Source organism: Massilia sp. METH4 (genome assembly GCF_037094685.1).
Classification (GTDB): Bacteria; Pseudomonadota; Gammaproteobacteria; order Burkholderiales; family Burkholderiaceae_D; genus Rugamonas.
Genome location: NZ_CP146614.1, coordinates 529,553 through 546,189 on the forward strand (window position 1 = coordinate 529,553; position 16,637 = coordinate 546,189).

Sequence of the window (16,637 nt, forward strand, 5' to 3'; positions counted from 1 at the left end):
GGGCACGTTGTCGCTTACGGTCCGAGGAAGGCGTCCAGCTCCTTGATCCGTTGCTCCGCGCGCTTCTGCATGCAGCCGATGTGCACGAGGTTGCGCATGGAGCCGTCGATGTAGTACTGGTAAGCGGCGCTGCAATCGGCTTCGCGGAACCTGATCCATGCGCGCTGGGCCGCGACAAACTTCTTGCGCGTTTCCACATGGTTCTCGTCGCGCTCCTCGAGCGCCTTGAGCACCTTCTGATACGTACTGTTCAGCCTGGCCTCGACCGCCTTCTGCTCCTGGGCGGCACATTCGTTGAGGTCGGGCGTGGCGACCGCCTTGGCGCAATCCACGGCCCAGGCGGTGGACGCCGTCAGCAAGAACATTCCAGCTGCGATGGCGATGGTCTTCATGCATGGCTCCTGTGTAAATGAAGTGCGGGCATTGTCGTTTGATGACAACGGGGACTGTCCCCGATTTTTTACAACAGGATGTGTTGTAAAAGTTCGGGGACAGTCCCCGTTGTGAAAACGCCACCCGGAGGTGGCGTTGGGATGCAACGGCGATGAAGGATCAGCGCTTGCGCACCGGCGGCAAGTCCGTGCACACGCCTTCGTACACTTCGGCGGCCATGCCGATCGACTCGCCCAGGGTCGGGTGCGGGTGGATCGTCTTGCCGATGTCGGTGCCGTCGGCGCCCATCTCGATCGCCAGCGCGATCTCGCCGATCATGTCGCCCGCGTGCGTGCCCACGATGGTGCCGCCGACGATGCGGTGGGTTTCCGCATCGAACAGCACTTTCGTGAAGCCTTCGTCGCGGCCGTTGGCCACGGCGCGGCCCGAGGCGGCCCACGGGAAGTGGCCCTTCTCGACCTTGATGCCCTTGGCCTTCGCTTCGTCTTCCGTCAGGCCGACCCATGCCACTTCCGGATCGGTGTAGGCGACGGACGGAATCACGGATGCATCGAAGTGCGACTTCTGCCCCACGGCCGCTTCGGCGGCCACGTGGCCTTCGTGCACGGCCTTGTGCGCCAGCATCGGCTGCCCCACCAGGTCGCCGATGGCGAAGATGTGCGGCACGTTGGTGCGCATCTGGCTGTCGACGTTGATGAAGCCGCGGTCGGTCACCTGCACGCCGGCCTTGTCGGCGGCGATCTTCTTGCCGTTCGGGCTGCGGCCCACGGCCACCAGCACCATGTCGTAGATCTGCGGTTCCGGTGCCTTGGCGCCGGCTTCGGCAGCTTCGAACGTGACCTTGATCCCTTCGGGCAGCGCTTCCACGCCCACCGTCTTCGTCTTGGTCATGATGTTGTCGAAGCGGGCCGCGTTGTACTTCTGCCAGATCTTCACGGCATCGCGGTCGGCGCCCTGCATCAGGCCATCCATCATCTCGACCACGTCGATGCGCGCACCGAACGTGGAGTACACGGTGGCCATTTCCAGGCCGATGATGCCGCCGCCGATCACCAGCATGCGTTTCGGGATGAAGCGCAGTTCCAGCGCGCCAGTCGAATCGACGATGCGCGGATCTTCCGGAATGAACGGCAGCTTCACGACCGAGGAGCCGGCGGCGATGATCGCCTGCTTGAACTGCACGACCTTCTTCGTGCCGTCCGGGCCCGTCACTTCGATGTGGTTCGGGCTGACGAACTGGCCCACGCCTTGCACGACCTGGGTCTTGCGCGCCTTGGCCATGCCGGCCAGGCCGCCGGTCATCTTGCCGATCACGCCTTCCTTGTACTTGCGCACTTCGTCGATGTCGACTTCGGGCTTGGCGAACTTCACGCCATGCTTGGCCATATGCGACGTTTCATCGATCACGGCAGCCAGGTGCAGCAGCGCTTTCGACGGGATGCACCCCACGTTCAGGCACACGCCGCCCAGCGTGGCGTAGCGTTCGACGATCACGGTGTTCAAGCCCAGGTCCGCGGCGCGGAAGGCGGCCGAGTAGCCGCCGGGGCCGCCGCCCAGCACCATCATGTCGCACTGGATGTCGACATTGCCGGAGTACGAGCCGGCGGCAGGCGCCGGGCCGGACGAGGCGGGAGACGAGGCGGGCGCCGCGACGGCGGGGCCGCCGTACACTGGGGCTGCCTGGCCGGGAGCCTCGCCCTTTTCGGCGGGCTGGGCCACGGGCGATGCGGGAACGCCAGCCGGTGCCGCTGCCGGTGCAGAAGCGGCAGCGCCGGCGGTTTCTTCCAGCAACAACAGCAGCGAGCCTTCGCTCACCTTGTCGCCCACCTTGATCTTCAATTCCTTCACCACGCCGGCGTGCGTGGACGGGATCTCCATCGATGCCTTGTCCGATTCCACGGTGGCGATCGACTGGTCGACCTTGATCGTGTCGCCGGCCTTGACGATGATCTCGATGACTTCGACTTCCTTGAAGTCGCCGATATTCGGTACTTTTACCTCAACGATGCTCATGTGGCGGGCTCCTTACAGCAGCACTTTGCGCATGTCGCCCAGCACTTCGGCCAGGTAGACAGCGAAGCGGGCACCGGACGCGCCGTCGATCACGCGGTGATCGTACGACAGCGACAGCGTCATCATCAGGCGCGGCGCGAACTGCTTGCCGTCCCACACGGGCTTCATCGAAGCTTTCGACAGGCCCAGGATCGCCACTTCCGGCGCATTCACGATCGGCGTGAAGTGCGAGCCGCCGATGCCGCCCAGCGACGAGATCGTGAACGTGGCGCCCTGCATGTCGGCCGGCTTCAGCTTGCCTTCGCGGGCCGCCAGCGACAGTTCCGTCATTTCGCGGGCGATCTGCGACACGCTCTTCTGGTCGGCGTTCTTCACCACCGGCACCACCAGGCCTTGCGGCGTATCGGCCGCGAAGCCGATGTTGTAGTACTTCTTCAGGATCAGGTTCTCGCCCTTCGCATCGAGCGAGGAGTTGAACGCCGGGTACTTCTTGAGCGCGGCGACCGATGCCTTGATCACGAAGGCCAGCATGGTCAGCTTGGCGGCATCCTTGTTCTTCGCGTTGGCGTTGTTGGTCTCGACGCGGAACGCTTCCAGGTCGGTGATGTCGGCATCCTCGAACTGCGTCACGTGCGGGATCATCACCCAGTTGCGGTGCAGGTTCGGGCCGGAGATCTTCTTGATGCGCGGCAGCGGCTGCAGTTCCGTCTCGCCGAACTTGGAAAAGTCCAGCGACGGCCACGGCAGCAGGTTCAGGCCCGCGCCGCCACCGGCGGCGGCGGGAGCGGCGGTCGGGGCAGCGGCTGCGCCGGCGATCACGCCTTTCACGTAGTTCTGCACGTCCTGCTGGGTGATGCGGTTCTTCGGACCAGTGCCCGGCACTTTCGAAACATCCACGCCCAGTTCACGGGCGAACTTGCGCACGGACGGCGAGGCGTGGGCCAGCTTGCCCGAGACGCCGGTGCTGGCCGCGCTTGTTGCCTGAGCAGCAGCGGGTGCCGATGCCGGCGCAGCGGCCGGAGCCGGTGCGGGCGCAGGTGCCGCGGCCGCCGCCGGAGCAGGTGCCGGCGCGGCAGCGGCAGCAGCAGGAGCGGCGGCAGCGCCGCCCGTCGATTCGACGATCAGCACCAGCGAGCCTTCGGCCACCTTGTCGCCGACCTTGACCTTGATTTCCTTTACCACGCCGTCCTGCGACGACGGGATTTCCATCGATGCCTTGTCCGATTCGACGGTGATCAGCGACTGGTCCTTCTTGATCGTGTCGCCGACCTTGACCATCACTTCGATCACTTCCACTTCCTTGAAGTCGCCGATGTCGGGAACCTTCACCTCTACCGGGCCGGCGGCCGCGGCCGGAGCCGGGGCGGGCGCGGGAGCTGGTGCCGGCGCGGCGGCGGCAGGTGCCGCGGCCGGAGCAGCAGCGGCCGAAGCCGGCGCGGCGGCCGCGCCGTCCGCTTCCAGCAGCAACAGCAGCGTGCCTTCGGCCACCTTGTCGCCGACCTTCACTTTCAATTCCTTGACGACACCGGCGGCGGACGATGGAATCTCCATCGACGCCTTGTCCGATTCGACGGTGATCAGCGACTGGTCGACCTTGATCGTGTCGCCGACCTTCACCATCAGCTCGATGACTTCGACTTCCTTGAAATCACCGATATCCGGGACTTTGACTTCCACAATGCTCATAGCGTTTGCTCCGTATTCTCGTTATTGGGTCACCGGATTGGGTTTGTTCGGGTTCAGGCCGTACTTGGCGACCGCCTGCTCCACGACGGAGATGTCGATCTTGCCTTCGTCGGCCAGCGAACGCAGCGCGGCCACCGTGATGTAGTAACGGTTCACCTCGAAGAACTCGCGCAGCTTGGCGCGGCTGTCCGAACGGCCGAAGCCATCGGTGCCCAGCACGCGGTAGGTGCGGCCCTTCGGCATGAACGCGCGGATCTGCTCGGCGTACAGGCGCATGTAGTCGGTCGTGGCGATGATCGGACCCTGCGTGTTCTGAAGCAGGCCGGTCACGTACGGTACGCGCTGTTCCTTGGTCGGGTTCACGAGGTTCCAGCGCTCGGCGTCCTGGCCGTCGCGCGCCACCAGGGTCAGCGACGGAGCGGACCACACGTCGGCGGCGATGCCCCAGTCCTTCTCCAGCAGCTCGGCGGCGAAGATCGATTCGCGCAGGATCGTGCCGGAGCCCACCAGCTGCACGCGCTCCTTGGCGTCCTTGGAACCTTCCTGCAGCAGGTACATGCCCTTCAGGATGCCCTCTTCCTGGCCCGGCTTCAGGCCTGGATGAGCGTAGTTCTCGTTCATGATGGTGATGTAGTAGAACACGTCTTCCTGTTCCGTCACCATGCGGCGCAGGCCGTCATGCACGATCACCGCCAGTTCGTGGCCGAAGGTCGGGTCGTACGGCAGGCAGTTCGGGATCGCCGCGGCGAACAGGTGGCTGTGGCCATCTTCGTGCTGCAGGCCTTCGCCGTTCAGCGTCGTGCGGCCGGCGGTACCGCCCATCAGGAAGCCGCGGGCGCGCATGTCGCCCGCGGCCCAGGCCAGGTCGCCCACGCGCTGCATGCCGAACATCGAGTAGTACGTGAAGAACGGCAGCATCACGCGGTTGTTGGTCGAGTACGACGTTGCCGCGGCGATCCACGAGCTCATGCCGCCCGCTTCGTTGATGCCTTCCTGCAGGATCTGGCCGGCCTTGTCTTCGCGGTAGTACATCACCTGGTCTTTATCCACCGGCTCGTACAGCTGGCCCTGCTGGTTGAAGATGCCGATCTGGCGGAACAGGCCTTCCATGCCGAAGGTACGCGATTCGTCGACCAGGATCGGCACGACGCGCGGGCCCAGGCTCTGGTCGCGCAGCAGCGCGGTGATGATACGCACGAACGACTGCGTGGTGGAGATCTCGCGGCCTTCCGCGGTCGGTTCCAGCACGGACTTGAATGCCTCCAGCGGCGGCACCACCAGGGTTTCGTCGGCCTTCACGCGGCGGGCCGGCAGGTAGCCGCCCAGTGCCTTGCGGCGCTCATGCAGGTACTTGATCTCGGGCGCGTCGTCGGACGGCTTGAAGAACGGAATCTCGGCCAGCTTGTCGTCCGGAATTGGGATGTTGAAGCGGTCGCGCATTTCGCGGATTGCCTGGTCGTCCAGCTTCTTGGTCTGGTGCGCCGTGTTGCGCGCCTCGCCCGACTTGCCCATGCCGAAGCCCTTGACGGTCTTCACCAGCAGCACGGTCGGCTTGCCCTGGGCTTCCTGGGCGACCTTGAAGGCGGCGTAGATCTTGTGCGGGTCGTGGCCGCCGCGGGTCAGGCGCCAGATATCGTCGTCGCTCATGTTGGCGACCATTTGCAGCAGCTTCGGATGCTTGCCGAAGAAGTGCTTGCGCACGTAGGCGCCATCCTTGGCCTTGTAGTTCTGGTATTCGCCGTCGACGGTTTCCATCATCACGCGCTGCAGGATGCCTTCCTTGTCCTTGGCCAGCAGTTCGTCCCAGCCCGGGCCCCAGATGACTTTGACCACGTTCCAGCCGGCGCCGCGGAATTCGCCTTCCAGTTCCTGGATGATCTTGCCGTTGCCGCGCACCGGGCCGTCCAGGCGCTGCAGGTTACAGTTGACCACGATGACGAGGTTGTCCAGCATCTCGCGCGCGGCCATGCCGATCGCGCCCATCGATTCCGGTTCATCCATTTCGCCGTCGCCGCAGAAGGCCCACACCTTGCGGCCGTCGGTATTGGCGATGCCGCGCGCGTGCAGGTACTTCAGGAAACGCGCCTGGTAGATCGCCATCAGCGGGCCCAGGCCCATCGACACGGTCGGGAACTGCCAGAAGTCCGGCATCAGTTTCGGGTGCGGGTACGACGACAGGCCCTTGCCGTCGACTTCGCGGCGGAAGTTCAGCAGGTGCTCCTCGGTCAGGCGGCCTTCCAGGAAGGCGCGCGCATACACGCCGGGCGACGAGTGGCCCTGGATGTACAGCAGGTCGCCGCCGTGGTTTTCCGACGGGGCTTTCCAGAAATGGTTGAAGCCGATGCCCAGCATGTTCGCCAGCGAGGCGAACGAGGACAGGTGGCCGCCCAGGTCGCCATCGGCGCGGTTGGCCTTCACGACCATCGCCATCGCGTTCCAGCGCATCCACGAGCGCAGGCGCTCCTCGTATTCGAGGTTGCCGGGGCAGTGTGCTTCGAGGTGGGCGGGGATGGTATTGACGTAGGCGGTGGTGGCGGAGAACGGGATCTGGGCGCCGCGGCGGCGGGCCAGGTCGACCAGGCGTTCCATCAGGTAGTGCGCGCGGTCCGGTCCTTCATTTTCCAGGACCGCCTCGAGCGCCTCGAGCCATTCCTTGGTTTCCTGTGCGTCCGGATCGTTGGCGGTTTGGGCCGTGACCTGGTCAAGTTGAGCTGACATCTATCTAGTCTCCTAAGTGATTTGGCCCGGACCGATCTTCGATCGTGGCGGACGCGAGGGGTGATTATTTACCAAGACTTTACGAAGTGTGGGGATTCTAACAGTGAAATTCCGCTTTTTCAAAATACGAAAGAGGATTTTATAATGTGAAATTTCCCTATGACGGAATGCTGCGATGCCGCATGAATGCTGGCACCAGCGTGTTAATGAAGAGATAAAAATCATCGGATTGAGCAGTCGATGGCGTACGCCGCAGAGTGGTGGGCCGCGGCGCTCGCACGAATCGGGAAGCCGCGCCGCACTGCACCATCGGTCACACTTCCAGCGCCTTCTCGCCGGTTCGACGCTCGGCGCCGGATCAGCTGGCGTAGGAAACTTGCAACACCTTTGCCCATATCACGCGGGGCGCCGGGAAGAGCCGCCTCCTTTCCCGCCGTTTTATAATGTCGGTCTTTCATCCCACCATTAGCCAATCACCATGTCTGCCCAACTGATCGACGGAATCGCCCTCTCCCAAAAACTGCGCGCCGAAATCGCTTCGCGCGCCGCCGCACTGACCGCCCAAGGCAGGCAACCCGGCCTGGCCGTGATCCTGGTGGGCGAAGACCCGGCCAGCCAGGTCTATGTGCGCAACAAGGTGAAGGCTTGCGGCGATGTCGGCATCCACTCCGTGCTGGAAAAATACGACGCCGACCTGACCGAACAGGCGCTGCTCGACCGTATCGCCGCCCTGAACGAGGACCCGGCTATCCACGGCATCCTGGTCCAGATGCCGCTGCCCAAGCACATCAATCCGCACAAGGTCATCGAGGCGATTTCCACGTCGAAGGACGTGGACGGCTACTCCGTGCTGTCGGCCGGTGAACTGATGACCGGCCTGGCCGGCTTCCGTCCCTGCACGCCGTACGGCTGCATGAAACTGATCGAGTCGACCGGCTTCGACCTGCGCGGCAAGCATGCCGTGGTAATCGGCCGCAGCAACACGGTCGGCAAACCGATGGCATTGCTGCTCTTGCAGGCCAACGCCACCGTCACCATCTGTCACAGCGCGACCCCGGATCTGTCCGTGTATACAAAACAGGCGGACGTGATCGTGGCGGCCGTCGGCCGCCGCAACACGCTGACTGCCGACATGGTGAAGCCGGGCGCAATCGTGATCGATGTGGGCATGAATCGCGACGATAATGGCAAGTTGTGCGGGGACGTGGATTTTGCCGCCATCAAGGAAGTGGCCGCGCACATTACGCCGGTACCGGGCGGCGTGGGTCCGATGACGATCACGATGCTGTTGATGAACACCATCGAATCGGCCGAACGCGGCTGAATAGTATTGAATGAGCCGGGCACGGCTCGCCAACCATAGGAATGACGATGACGACTGACAACCCCCTGCTGGACTTTGGCGGCCTGCCGCGTTTCGACGCGATCCGGCCGGAACACGTGACGCCGGCCATCGACGAGCTGCTCGCGAAGAACCGGGAAGTGGTAACCCAGCTGGAAGCGCCAGTGGACCCGGTGACGTGGCACAACTTCGTGACGCCGCTGGAAAACGCCACGGAGCTGCTCGGCCGTGCCTGGGGCATCGTCAGTCACCTGAACAATGTGGCGGACACGCCGGAACTGCGCGCCGCCTACAACGAGAACCTGCCGAAGGTGACCGAGTTCTGGACCGAGCTGGCGCAGAACGAGGCGCTGTTCGCCAAGTACAAGGCGCTGCAGGCCTCGCCGGAATTCGCCACCCTGTCCCCCGCACGCAAGCGCATCGTGGAAAACGCGATCCGCGACTTCCGGATGGGCGGCGCCGAGCTGCCGCCGGAGCAGAAGGAACGCTTCGCGGCGATCCAGGAAGAACATGCGGCCACGTCGACGCGCTTCTCTGAAAACGTGCTCGATGCCACGAACGACTGGAAACTGCTCGTCACCGATGAGGCGGAACTGGCCGGCCTGCCGGACGACGTCAAGCACGCCGCGAAATCGCTGGCGGAGAAGGAAGGCAAGCAGGGCTGGCAATTCACGCTGCACTTCCCGTCCTACTACCCGATCCTGCAATTCGCGGACAACCGCGCGCTGCGCGAGAAGGTCTACCGCGCCAACGCGACCAAGGCATCCGAGCTGGGCGACGTATTTTCCGAGCGTGAGAAGTGGGATAACAGCGCCAACATCGTCACGCTCCTGAAGCTGCGCGCGGAAGAGGCGCAGTTGTTGGGCTACAAGAACTTCGCCGAGGTGTCGCTGGTGCCGAAGATGGCGCAGAGCCCCGAGCAGGTGATCGGCTTCCTGGAAGATCTCGCCAAGCGCGCCCGCCCGTATGCCGAGAAGGACCTGGAGGAACTGCGCACGTTCGCGGCCGAGCACCTGGGGCTCACGGAATTGAACGCCTGGGACCTGCCCTATGCTTCCGAAAAACTGCAGCAGCATCGCTACGCATTCTCGGCGCAGGAAGTGAAGCAGTACTTCCCCGAACATAAAGTGATCGACGGCCTGTTCAAGCTGGTGCAGAACCTGTTCGGCGTGATGATCCTGCCGGACGAGGCGCCCACGTGGCACCAGGACGTGCGCTTTTATCGCATCGAGCGCGATGGCGACCTGGTGGGCCAGTTCTACCTGGACCTGTACGCCCGCCCGGGCAAGAACAGCGGCGCGTGGATGGACGATGCGCGTAGCCGCCGCGTGGAAGGCGGCCAGTTGCAGACCCCGATCGCCTACCTCACCTGCAACTTCACGGAACCGGCCGTCATCGACGGCAAGGTGCAGCCCGCGCTGTTCACGCACGATGAAGTGATCACGCTGTTCCACGAATTCGGCCATGGCCTGCACCACATGCTGACGGTGGTCGAGGAACTGGGCGTGTCCGGCATCGCCGGCGTGGAATGGGATGCGGTGGAACTGCCGTCGCAGTTCATGGAAAACTTCTGCTGGGAGTGGAACGTACTGTCGCACATGACCGCGCACGTGAAGACGGGCGAGCCGCTGCCGCGCGCGCTGTACGACAAGATGCTGGCGGCGAAGAACTTCCAGTCCGGCCTGCAGACGCTGCGCCAGGTGGAATTCTCGCTGCTGGACATGCACCTGCACTACGACTACGACCCGGAGTCGGGCCGCTCGGTGCAGGACGTGATCGACGACGTGCGCAAGCGCTTCGCCGTGATCGTCCCGCCGTCGTTCAACCGCTTCCAGAACTCGTTCGGCCACATCTTCGCCGGCGGCTACGCGGCCGGCTACTACAGCTACAAGTGGGCCGAGGTGCTGTCCGCCGACGCCTACGCGGCCTTCGAGGAAGCGGCCGGGCTGGAAGGCGCCGACCAGCGCGTAGTGGACACGGGCCGCAAGTTCCTGCACGAGATCCTGTCGGTCGGCGGTTCGCGGCCGGCGCTGGAGTCGTTCACGGCGTTCCGGGGGCGCGAGCCGCAGATCGACGCCCTGCTGCGCCACAGCGGCATGGCTGCATAACCGCAACAGCGCGACAGCGGCAACACCGGTGACAGGCACCGGTTTTCCGGAAACATTTCAAAAAACCCGGTGCCTGTCACCGGGCGGTGCCTGTCACCGGGGTTCGGCTCGCGGGTTTGCCGCGCTTGGCCGCGCTACAATAGCGGCCATGACCCGCATCGATTTCCACACCAACGTCCCCGACAAGATCGCCTACGCCTGCCGCCTGGTGCGGAAAGCCTACGGCGCGAAGAACCGCATCGTCGTGATGACGGAAGACAGCGCCCAGCTGGCCCGCTTCGATGCGGCGCTGTGGGCCGTGTCGGATGTCGATTTCCTGCCCCATGTGCACGCGAACGACCCGCTGGCGCCGGATACGCCCATCGTGCTGGCCGACAGCGACGACGTGGAGCTGCCGCAGGCCGACCTGCTGGTGAACCTGGCGCGCCGCGCGCCGGCGCAGTTCGAGAATTTCCCGCGTCTGATCGAAGTGGTCGCCGCCGACGAAGACGACGCGGCAGCCGGCCGCATCCGCTTCGTCTCCTATAAACGGCAGGACTTCAAGCCCGCCCACCTCAACGTGGGCAAGCCATGAGCACCTCCGCGCCGTTCGATGCCGGCATTCCCGTGCTGACCGAAGTGTTGCAGGAGGTTCCTGCCGCCCCCGTGCCCGTCGCGACGCCGGCGCCCGCGCCGTGCAAGCCGGCCGTCTGGCGCACCGGCACGGCGGCGGCGGTCCCGGTGTCGGTCCTCGTGCCGCCCCCGGAAATCGACCTTGTCATTCCCGCCGAGCCGGAGGAAGCAGTGCCCGCTGCGCCCGCCATCGACCTGGCCGCCATCGAACAGGCGCTTGCCGACCGTATCCTCCAGCAATTGGCGCCGCGCGTGGACGCGCTGGTCGCCGAGCGCCTGGAGGGGGTGCTGCAAACCCTGGCCGCCGAACTGCGCACCGGCCTCGGCGAATCGGTCGCCGAAGTGGTAACGACGGCGGTGCAGGAGGAACTGGCGTCATTGCGGGCACAAAAAGGGTGAAAAAGCCAGCCCCGGCTGGTGCATGGACGCCCTCTCCCGGTGCGCCCTGCAACAAACGTCATTTGCGTCTTTGCCAATTGAAAAATTTGTTGTACCTTCTCGCCAGATGATGTTCACGAGACATCCATTACCTACATTGGAGAGACGAGTATGCAGACGAAGTTCATCGCAGTTGCCATCGCCCTCGCCTTCGCGGGCTCGGCGGGCGCGCAGGAGATTGTCAAGATCGGCCACGTGGGCCCGGTCTCCGGCCCCCAGTCGCACCTCGGCAAGGATAACGAGAACGGCGCGAACATGGCGGTCAATGACCTGAACGCGAAGGGCATCAAGATTGGCGGCAAGCCCGTCAAGTTCGTGCTCGTCCTGGAAGACGACGGCGCCGACCCGAAACAGGGCACGACCGTGGCCCAGAAGCTCGTCGATGCCAAGGTCAACGGCGTGGTGGGCCACCTGAACTCCGGTACCACGGTGCCGGCCTCGCGCATCTATTACAATGCCGGGATTCCGCAGGTGTCGCCGGCTTCCACGAACCCCGTCTACACGAAGCAGAAATTCAATACCACGTTCCGCGTGGTGGCGAACGATTCCAAGCTGGGCGGCACGCTGGGCAAGTATGCCGTCGAGAAGCTGGGCGCCAAGAAGATCGCCGTGATCGACGACCGCACCGCCTACGGCATGGGCGTGGCAACCGAGTTCATCAAGGGCGCCAAGGGTGCCCAGATCGTGGACAAGCAGTTCACCAACGACAAGGCCACCGACTTCAACGCGATCCTCACCAGCATCAAGGCGAAGAACCCTGACCTGGTGTTCTTCGGCGGCATGGACGCGGTCGGCGGCCCGCTGCTGCGCCAGATGAAGGCGCTGGGCATCAAGGCCAAGTTCATGGGCGGCGACGGTGTCTGCACGGACGCGCTGCCGCGCCTGGCCGGCACGGCCGCGGCCGATGGCGTGGTCACCTGCGCCGAAGCCGGTGGCGTGCCGCCGGAACTGCAGAAGAACATGGACGAGTTCCGGGCCCGCTACAAGAAGGCGTACAACCAGGAAGTGCAGCTGTACGCACCGTACGTGTACGACTCCGTGATGACCCTGGCCCAGGCGATGCAGGATGCCGGCTCGAGCGATCCGAAGCAGTACCTGCCATTCCTGAAGAAGGTTAAGTACCAGGGCGTGACCGGCCTGATCACGTTCGACCAGTACGGCGACATCAACGATGGCGCGCTCACGCTGTTCACGTACACGGGCGGCAAGAAGACGAAGATGGAAGTCGTGAAATAACCGATAACAACGGGAGACGGGGTGTCCAACACCTCCCGCGGCCGTCCCTGGTGGACGGCCTTTGTTTTTTCAGCGGCTCATATATGATGGCCGCATAAGGATTGGAGTAAAACGCATATGCAACAAAAGCTGATTTCCCTCGCCATTGGCGCCGCGCTGGCGGCATCGACTGGCGCGATGGCGCAGGAAGTGGTCAAGATCGGCTACGTCGGCCCGCTGTCGGGCCAGTCCGCCCACCTGGGCACGGACACGTCGAACGGCGCGCGCATGGCCGTGGAAGACTTGAACGCCAAGGGCTTCCAGATCGGCGGCAAGCCCGTCAAATTCGTGCTGATGGCCGAGGATGACGCGGCCGAGCCGAAGCAGGCCACGGCGGCCGCGCAAAAGCTGGCGGACAGCAAGGTCAACGGCGTGATCGGCCACCAGACCTCGGGCACCTCGATCCCCGCCTCGCGCATCTACTACAACGCCGGCATTCCGCAGATCTCGGCATCGGCCACCAGCCCGGTCTACACGCGGCAGAAGTTCAACACCACGTTCCGCGTGGTGGCGAACGACCTGAAGCTGGGCGGCACGCTGGGCAAGTACGCGGTCGAGAAGCTGGGCGCGAAGCGCATCGCCGTGATCGATGACCGCACCGCCTACGGCATGGGCGTGGCTACCGAGTTCGTCAAGGGCGCAAAAGGCGCGCAGATCGTCGACAAGCAATTCACCAACGACAAGGCCACCGACTTCAACGCGATCCTCACCAGCATCAAGTCGAAGAACCCCGACCTGGTCTTCTTCGGCGGCATGGATTCGGTGGGCGGCCCGCTGCTGCGCCAGATGAAGGCACTGGGCATCAAGACGAAGCTGATGGGCGGTGACGGCATCTGCACGGAAGCGATGCCGAAACTGGCCGGCCCGACGGCGGGCGACGATTCGATCGTCTGCGCGGAGGCAGGCGGCGTGACGCCGGCCCAGCAAAAGAAGATGGAAGAATTCGCCGGCCGCTACCGCAAGCGCTACGGCCAGGAATTGCAGATCTACGCGCCGTATTCGTATGACGCGGTGATGGCGATGGCGACCGCGATGGCGGCGGCCAAGTCGGCCGATCCGAAGCAGTACCTGCCGAGCCTGGCGAAGGTGAGCTACCCGGGCATTACCGGCACGATCGCCTTCGACCAGTTCGGCGACATCAAGGATGGCGCGCTGACCTTGTTCACCTTCCGTGGTGGGAAGAAGACCTTGATCGAGGTCGTGAAATAAAAAAAACCGGGCACTGCCCGGTTTTTCACATCGCTGCGCAGAAGATCATTTCTGCGCCAGGATCCATTTGGCGAGCGTGCGCGCATCCGCCTCGCTCACCTGCGGGTTCGCAGGCATCGGGATCGCGCCCCACACACCCGAACCACCCTTGATGATCTTGGTCACCAGCTTGGCTTCCGCATCCTTCTGGCCCGCGTACTTGGCGGCCACATCCTTGTAGGCCGGCCCCACCAGCTTGTTCGCAACGGCGTGGCACGCCATGCAGTTCTTTGCCTTCGCCAGGTCTGCGTTCGCCATTGCCGCCTGCGACACGAAAGCCGAGCCCACTACCATTGCACCGATTACGAAACGTTTCATCGATTTCTCCAAATAAAATCCGCTGGTGATTCTAACGCTTTTCCCATCAGCAGGTACGTATAGCGTCTATTGCCACAACGAAGCGCTCGGGTATTCCGTTGACCCGGGCGGCGGCCCTAAATTGTTGCCATACGTAACTAATGTAAGTACCATGGCCTGTCACCGGAGTTCGCCATGCCCATCATCCTTGCCATTCTTGCACTGTCTGCCCTGCGCTTTTTCGAAGTCTGGCGTTTCTCCGACCTGTCGTGGTGGTGGATCGTGGGGCTGATGGTGGCCGCCTTCATCTGGTTCGAGTTCGTCGAACCGATGCTGGGCTGGACAAGCGCAAGGCGCACGATGTCGACACGAAGCGGCGGAAGGACCGGGTCGACGGCCGTTTCGGCGCCTCGAAACGCAAATAAGGCTACAGCCGAGCTCGTGTCCCTCGGTGCCTGGCACCGAGAGACACGAGCTCAACCGCTAGTAGTGGGAGGGTGTGGCGGAGCACTGCTCCGCCACCCTATGGCTTCACCGCTTCAGCTGGGACAGGTCGCGCACGGCGCCGCGGTCGGCGGACGTGGTCAGCGCGGCGTAGGCGCGCAGAGCCTGCGAGACGGCGCGCACGCGGTTGACCGGCTGCCAGGCGGCCGCGCCGCGTTCTTCCATGTTCGCCCGGCGGTGCGCCAGTTCCTCGGCCGTCACGCGCAGGTTGATCGTGCGGTTCGGGATGTCGATGTCGATCATGTCGCCCTCTTCCACCAGGCCGATCGCGCCGCCCTCGGCCGCTTCCGGCGAGGCGTGGCCGATCACGAGACCCGATGAACCGCCGGAGAAGCGGCCGTCCGTGAACAGCGCGCACGCTTTACCGAGACCCTTGGACTTGATGTACGACGTCGGGTACAGCATTTCCTGCATGCCCGGGCCGCCCTTCGGGCCTTCGTAGCGGATGATGACCACGTCGCCGGCATGCACCGTGTCGCCCAGGATGCCTTCGACCGCCGCGTCCTGGCTTTCGAACACGCGCGCCTTGCCGGAGAATTTCAGGATGCTTTCATCCACGCCGGCCGTCTTCACGATGCAGCCCTTCTCGGCGATGTTCCCGTACAGGACCGCCAGGCCGCCATCCTGCGAGTACGCGTGCTCGCGGTCGCGGATGCAGCCGGTGGCGCGGTCCAGGTCGGCCGTGTCGTAGCGTTCCGATTGCGAGAACGCCACCTGCGTGGGCACGCCGCCCGGCGCGGCGCGGAACAATTGATGTACAGCTTGATCATCGCTGCGCTTGATGTCGTATTTCTCGATCGCCTCGCCCAGCGTCTTCGAGTGCACGGTCGGCAGCGACGTGTCGAGCAGGCCGGCGCGTGCCAGCTCGCCCAGGATGGCGATGATGCCGCCGGCGCGGTGCACGTCCTCGATGTGGTACTTGTCCGTCATCGGCGCCACCTTGCACAGGCATGGCACGTTGCGCGAGATGCGGTCGATGTCGGCCATCGTGAAATGCACTTCGGCCTCGTGCGCGGCGGCCAGCAGGTGCAGCACGGTGTTGGTGGAACCGCCCATCGACACATCCAGGGCCATGGCGTTTTCCCAGGCCGCCTTGCTGGCGATGTTGCGCGGCAGGACCGAGTAATCGTCTTCTTCGTAGTGGCGCTTGGTGATTTCCACGATCAGGCGGCCGGCGCGCAGGAACAGTTCCTTGCGGTCCGCGTGCGTGGCCACGATCGTGCCGTTACCCGGCAGCGACAGGCCCAGCGCCTCGGTCAGGCAGTTCATCGAGTTCGCGGTAAACATGCCGGAGCAGGAACCGCAGGTCGGGCAGGCCGAGCGCTCGATCTCCGCCACGTCGGCATCGGACACCGTGCTGTCGCCGGCCTTGATCATGGCGTCCACCAGGTCCAGCTTGATGATCTTCTTGTCGTTGTTGACGACCTTCAGCACCTTGCCCGCTTCCATCGGCCCGCCGGACACGAACACCACCGGGATGTTCAGGCGCATCGCGGCCATCAGCATGCCCGGGGTGATCTTGTCGCAGTTCGAGATGCACACCATCGCGTCCGCGCAGTGGGCGTTGACCATGTACTCGACCGAATCGGCGATCAGGTCGCGCGACGGCAGCGAATACAACATGCCGCCGTGGCCCATGGCGATGCCGTCGTCGACGGCGATCGTGTTGAATTCCTTGGCCACGCCGCCGGCCGCCTCGATCTCGCGGGCCACCAGTTGGCCCAGGTCCTTCAGGTGCACGTGGCCGGGCACGAATTGCGTGAACGAGTTCACCACGGCGATGATCGGCTTGGTGAAATCGCCATCCTTCATGCCGGTGGCGCGCCACAGCGCGCGGGCGCCGGCCATGTTGCGGCCCTGGGTGGTGGTGTAGGAACGGTAGGTAGGCATGACTGTCTCCTCAGACTTGTTCGGTAAGGCGCGGTAACGCGTGAAAGTGCACCAGCTTGCGCCGTCTCGCCTTAGTTGTCAAATATATGATTTAATGGTCTGTGATTCACTAT

12 protein-coding genes are annotated in these 16,637 nt (G+C 64.1%); 6 read left to right on the plus strand and 6 right to left on the minus strand.

Annotated elements, in window-relative coordinates; all coding sequences use genetic code 11:
* Positions 1 to 14 precede the first annotated feature (14 nt).
* The 4 genes from V6Z91_RS02450 to aceE all read right to left on the minus strand — a co-directional run bounded on the left by V6Z91_RS02450 (position 15) and on the right by aceE (position 6,810).
* Positions 15 to 392 (minus strand): lysozyme inhibitor LprI family protein, encoded by a 378-nt coding sequence (locus V6Z91_RS02450; RefSeq protein ID WP_338766255.1) that lies wholly within the window; start codon positions 390 to 392, stop codon positions 15 to 17.
* 160 nt (positions 393 to 552) lie between these two features.
* On the minus strand, positions 553 to 2,406 hold the full coding sequence (gene lpdA / locus V6Z91_RS02455; RefSeq protein ID WP_338766258.1) for a dihydrolipoyl dehydrogenase: 1,854 nt from the start codon (positions 2,404 to 2,406) through the stop codon (positions 553 to 555).
* Between the two features lie 12 nt (positions 2,407 to 2,418).
* The gene (aceF, locus tag V6Z91_RS02460) at positions 2,419 to 4,092 is read right to left on the minus strand and encodes a dihydrolipoyllysine-residue acetyltransferase (RefSeq protein ID WP_338766260.1); all 1,674 of its coding nucleotides are present in this window, start codon (positions 4,090 to 4,092) and stop codon (positions 2,419 to 2,421) included.
* A 21-nt stretch (positions 4,093 to 4,113) separates the two neighbouring features.
* Complete coding sequence (gene aceE, locus V6Z91_RS02465) at positions 4,114 to 6,810, minus strand: pyruvate dehydrogenase (acetyl-transferring), homodimeric type (protein ID WP_338766262.1); 2,697 nt, start codon at positions 6,808 to 6,810, stop codon at positions 4,114 to 4,116.
* 478 nt (positions 6,811 to 7,288) lie between these two features.
* Here aceE and folD point away from each other — a divergent pair, with 478 nt between their 5' ends.
* From folD to V6Z91_RS02495, 6 genes are all read left to right on the plus strand, one after another.
* Positions 7,289 to 8,134 (plus strand): bifunctional methylenetetrahydrofolate dehydrogenase/methenyltetrahydrofolate cyclohydrolase FolD, encoded by an 846-nt coding sequence (folD, locus tag V6Z91_RS02470; RefSeq protein WP_338766265.1) that lies wholly within the window; start codon positions 7,289 to 7,291, stop codon positions 8,132 to 8,134.
* Between the two features lie 41 nt (positions 8,135 to 8,175).
* On the plus strand, positions 8,176 to 10,260 hold the full coding sequence (locus V6Z91_RS02475) for a M3 family metallopeptidase (protein ID WP_338766267.1): 2,085 nt from the start codon (positions 8,176 to 8,178) through the stop codon (positions 10,258 to 10,260).
* 148 nt (positions 10,261 to 10,408) lie between these two features.
* A complete protein-coding gene (locus V6Z91_RS02480; RefSeq protein ID WP_338766270.1) occupies positions 10,409 to 10,834 on the plus strand; it encodes a DNA polymerase III subunit chi in 426 nt (141 codons plus the stop codon).
* Positions 10,831 to 11,271, plus strand: a complete 441-nt coding sequence (locus V6Z91_RS02485; protein ID WP_338766273.1) for a hypothetical protein — start codon at positions 10,831 to 10,833, stop codon at positions 11,269 to 11,271. Before V6Z91_RS02480 ends, V6Z91_RS02485 begins: the two co-directional genes overlap by 4 nt.
* A gap of 150 nt (positions 11,272 to 11,421) precedes the next feature.
* Positions 11,422 to 12,546: a branched-chain amino acid ABC transporter substrate-binding protein gene (locus V6Z91_RS02490; RefSeq protein ID WP_338766276.1), complete on the plus strand. Its 1,125-nt coding sequence runs from the start codon at positions 11,422 to 11,424 to the stop codon at positions 12,544 to 12,546.
* Positions 12,547 to 12,663: 117 nt separating this feature from the next.
* On the plus strand, positions 12,664 to 13,794 hold the full coding sequence (locus tag V6Z91_RS02495) for a branched-chain amino acid ABC transporter substrate-binding protein (protein ID WP_338766279.1): 1,131 nt from the start codon (positions 12,664 to 12,666) through the stop codon (positions 13,792 to 13,794).
* A 45-nt stretch (positions 13,795 to 13,839) separates the two neighbouring features.
* Here V6Z91_RS02495 and V6Z91_RS02500 read toward each other — a convergent pair whose 3' ends face one another.
* A complete protein-coding gene (locus V6Z91_RS02500; RefSeq protein ID WP_338766282.1) occupies positions 13,840 to 14,151 on the minus strand; it encodes a c-type cytochrome in 312 nt (103 codons plus the stop codon).
* Between the two features lie 510 nt (positions 14,152 to 14,661).
* Entirely contained in the window at positions 14,662 to 16,524 is a 1,863-nt protein-coding gene (gene ilvD, locus V6Z91_RS02505) for a dihydroxy-acid dehydratase (protein ID WP_338766285.1), read from the minus strand.
* Between the last annotated feature and the right edge of the window lie 113 nt (positions 16,525 to 16,637).